This window comes from Okeania sp. (assembly GCF_983059655.1).
The window spans coordinates 11,160-15,199 of sequence record NZ_CEZPJD010000104.1; the positions used below are offsets into that span (position 1 = coordinate 11,160).

The window sequence follows — 4,040 nt, forward strand, 5'->3', positions numbered from 1 at the left end:
GAGGCAACACTGGTGGTGGAGGCAACACTGGTGGTGGAGGCAACACTGGTGGTGGCACTGGTGGCACACAACCAGAGTCTGTGCCTGAACCAAGCACAATGGCAATGATAGGTTTAACAGCGATGGCCTTATTTGGTTACAAACGTCAACGTCGTAGTTAATTACAGATATGTAGGGGCGAATCGCTGTTTTGCTCCGCAACATGAAACGTCCCTACATTTTTTGTCGAAGAACGACAATGCTTTGATTTCTCTGTTATAGATCTGCATTAGTTATAAATAATACCAATAACCGCATTTTTACAGAGATGTCTATTTTTTTGTTGAGTTGGACTGTCGCTCAATCCCACCTACATCTGACTATTTTGTTCATCATGGAGATAATTATGAGTAATCAAAAACATCGTCTCATCAATCAAGCAATCTTAGCTGTTGTTACTACTTTCGGTCTGTTTTCAGCCTCTGTTGCTAATGCTGCATCCCTCAATGTTCTGTGGCATGGTAATACTCATTACAATACTAAAATATCAGATTTAGCTCCTCTAGCACCAACATTTGACCCAGAAGGAGATGGCAGTTTAGATTGGAATCTCACTATTTGGAATCCCCAAGACCCTACACCTAACTTTTCTGATTATGATGTTTTGGCGATCGGAACTCGTGGAGGCGACACTACCACAATTTTCAATAATAAAGAGGCGATCGCAGCAGCCAGGGGCAACCGCACTTTCTTAAGCGGTCAAGATGCAGACGGTCACTATTTTTCCAGCCCCGGGCCTCGTCCTGACGGTCCTCTAGGTTTCTTAGTCAATGCTGTTAACTGGGCAGGCAGTGGAGACGGCATGGGTATTGTTGCTTTGGCTGGTTATAACTGGTGGCTAAACGATCGCTCTTTTTTGAAAGATGAATTAGAAGGCTATGTTTTCTCTCTTGGAGAACAAAATGTAGTTATTCCTGTAGAAAGCTCGGACTTTCCAGTAAACGAAGGATTAACAACCGCAGGTTTGAGTAACTGGAATACATCTGCTCATGCTGCTTTCGACAAAAATATCCCTGGTTATTTATCCATTAATGATGCCGGTTCTCGTCCTGGTTATGCCGTTACTATTGTCACTGCCTCCGAAGCTGACGGTGACACTTTGGGGAGTGAACCAGAAAAAGTCCCCGAACCAACAAGCACAGTCGCAATAGTGGGTTTAGGAGCGATCGCTTTACTTGGTCACAAACGTCAACGTCGTAGTTAATCATATATATGTAAGGATTTTCAAAACACCCCTACATTTAAACCTAAAAAGGACAAAACTAATGAACCTAAAAGACCCATACTTACAGATTGGGACTTTTCACCTAGCTTTACTGATTGCAGGAACTCCTGCTGCAACCGCCGCCACCTTACAAAGCGCTGATGTAGTCGTTATAATTGATGAATCCAATTCTATGTTGGGCGAGCAACAATGGATCAGTACTATGATTCCGCAGCTAGATGCAGTTCTGCAAACCCAAGGTCTCACAGGCCAACGCTTTGGTCTTGTTGGATTTGGTAGCGATCGTTCGGATTACTTGGGGCGATCTGTACCTGTAGGTGGAGCCAATTTTGGTACTTCTGCTGAATTTGCCACTGTAACTAATAACTTACTCGTATCTGGCAGGTTTGAAGACGGTTATTCTGCCATTGACTTTGCTCTGAATAACTATAGCTTTCGGGAAGATGCTGCTGTTAGTTTCATCCTAGTGACAGACGAAGATCGAGATAATGGCAACTTTAGTCTCAATTTCAACGATATCCTAACAGGGTTACAGCGAGGAACTGAAAACACTGAAGATGATATCTTATTGAATGCTATAATCAACGCCAACTTTGTAAATAATGCTATTGGAGTCAACTCTGAAGCAAATGCTTATATTGCTGACGGTAGAGGTGGATACACAACGACCCAACTTCCATCCCTAAATGGTGTCGTTACCAGTAGTTTTGAGAATACTAAACCAGATTATGTAGACCTAGCTCTTGTCAATGGTGGTGCAGCATGGAACTTGAACCAACTACGAACTGGTGGTTTAACTACAACCTCTTTCACGAACGCATTTATTGACATCAACGTCCGAGATATTCAGCAACAGCAGACACCTGAAACAAAACAACCTCCAGTCTACCACTTCCGATTCACTGATATTAAGGCCGTGGAAGACGATCCAGAAGGAGATAAATTTCAACTGGCTTTTGAAGTTCTCAACTGGTCAGACCAACCTGCTGCTGGGGTTCGTATTGCCATGACAGAAGGAACAAATATCTTTGTCACTGATGATGCAGCACCCTCTTTTGCAGGTGCAGGAGTTGATAATAATGGTCGCCCTAACGGCCCTAATGCAGAACCCCTACCAGGAAATCTACTATTGGCCAATAGTAGTAAAGTAGTGCAATCAACTAAAACAGCAATTCAATGGGATGCCAGTCAATTTGACTATAATACTTCTGTCAACGGACCAATACCAAACCTGGACTTGCTTGGTGTTGGACCAAACAACACTCCCGATGCTTGCGCTTTAGTTCCTGGTTGTGAAGTTGTCGGGCACTCCAACCCTTTCTTTGGTACTCCTGAAATTGCTGACTGGGAGACCATTGATGATAGTAATAATGTTTTGGATGGCTTCGTAATCACAGTAGATGATTTCGACGAAGGAGAACTCATTTCTTTCAATTGGAATCTCCTGGATGTTAATGGCAACCCTATTGGCACCCCTGATTCTGGAAATGAGTATGGTTTCGGAACAGCAAATATTGTTCGCACACCTATCAGTGAAGATCCTGATGCTGACTTCCGGATTTTTGAGCAAAATACTGGTGTAGATACCTCCAACCGATTATTTGCTGAAGATTCTTATCGGGTTACGGAATATTCTCCTGTTAATTTTGACACGACTATTGCCAGAGCTTTTTCTGCTAGGAATGCCGTGGCAACTCGGACGATTAATTCTACAGGGGGAGATGAACCTATTGCTCTATTTGCTGCGGAAGTAGGGGCAGGAATTACTGGTGCATTTTTGAATCCAGCGGATAACATTTTTAATTCTAGTATCAATGCTAAGTTATTGCCTAAGCCAACTCCACCTGCCGAACCGAAGCCAGTTCCTGAACCTAGTACAATGGCAATGGTAGCAATGACAGCGATCGCTCTATTGAGATACAAACATCATAGTTAATTACACATTATGTTTTCCTGCAAAATTACGTAAACACCTTGCCGAGCAAAATAGCCATTCACCCCTATCCAAATTAATATCCAAATTAAAAAAATTATTCAATGGAAACCACAAGTCAACTCTTAGATCTGGAAAAGTGGCGTGAAACACTCAGAAACATCTGGCAAGACTACACCCTTCTTCCTTACCACTATAATAATATGAAGACATACGTGAGTATTAGTAGAGATGGTAACCATTTTCTATTAGTCTATAAAGGATGGGAAGATAGTCGCCGTGTATATGGTACTATTGTCCATGCTGAAATCCGCAATGATAAAATTTGGATTCACTACGATGATATAGAAAATGGTATTACAGGTGAACTTGTTGATGCTGGAGTACCGAAGGATAGAATTGTACCTGCTTTTCATCCTCTAGAGATTCGTCAACATACTTGGTGTCCGGTTGTCTAATATTGGCTGGCTTATTTTTGATCGCTCTATTCAGATAGAAATATTGCAGTTAATAATTAGATCCCCCGTAGGGATGAATAGCCATTCACACTTACAAAGAAGAAACAATACAACTATCAAAGGATATATGAAAAGTTTTTTGATACTGAAATTTGCCCCCCGAGCAAGCCAACTTTGGGGGGAAAAAGAATCAATTTGCTTGCTCTAGTCCCCCAAAATTGGGGGATTTAGGGGGCGGGGAAATTTGCCCCCCGAGCAAGCCAACTTTGGGGGGAAAAAGAATCAATTTGCTTGCTCTAGTCCCCCAAAATTGGGGGATGCGCGGGGGCGAGTGATGTAGCAAATGAGACTTCTCAGACAACCTCTAAAATTACCAACTACAAAC

The 4,040-nt window shown here is 42.4% G+C and carries 4 protein-coding genes; all 4 read left to right on the forward strand.

Annotated elements, in window-relative coordinates; translation table 11 throughout:
- Positions 1–80: 80 nt before the first annotated feature.
- The 4 genes from AC3DU7_RS08650 to AC3DU7_RS08665 all read left to right on the forward strand — a co-directional run bounded on the left by AC3DU7_RS08650 (position 81) and on the right by AC3DU7_RS08665 (position 3,655).
- A complete protein-coding gene (locus tag AC3DU7_RS08650) occupies positions 81–161 on the forward strand; it encodes a PEP-CTERM sorting domain-containing protein (protein ID WP_488038949.1) in 81 nt (26 codons plus the stop codon).
- Positions 162–385: 224 nt separating this feature from the next.
- Positions 386–1,243, forward strand: coding sequence for a PEP-CTERM sorting domain-containing protein (locus AC3DU7_RS08655; protein WP_488038945.1), 858 nt, complete (start codon positions 386–388; stop codon positions 1,241–1,243).
- A gap of 61 nt (positions 1,244–1,304) precedes the next feature.
- Positions 1,305–3,200, forward strand: coding sequence for a vWA domain-containing protein (locus AC3DU7_RS08660; protein WP_488038946.1), 1,896 nt, complete (start codon positions 1,305–1,307; stop codon positions 3,198–3,200).
- 101 nt (positions 3,201–3,301) lie between these two features.
- Complete coding sequence (locus AC3DU7_RS08665; RefSeq protein WP_488038947.1) at positions 3,302–3,655, forward strand: element excision factor XisI family protein; 354 nt, start codon at positions 3,302–3,304, stop codon at positions 3,653–3,655.
- The last annotated feature ends 385 nt before the right edge of the window (positions 3,656–4,040 follow it).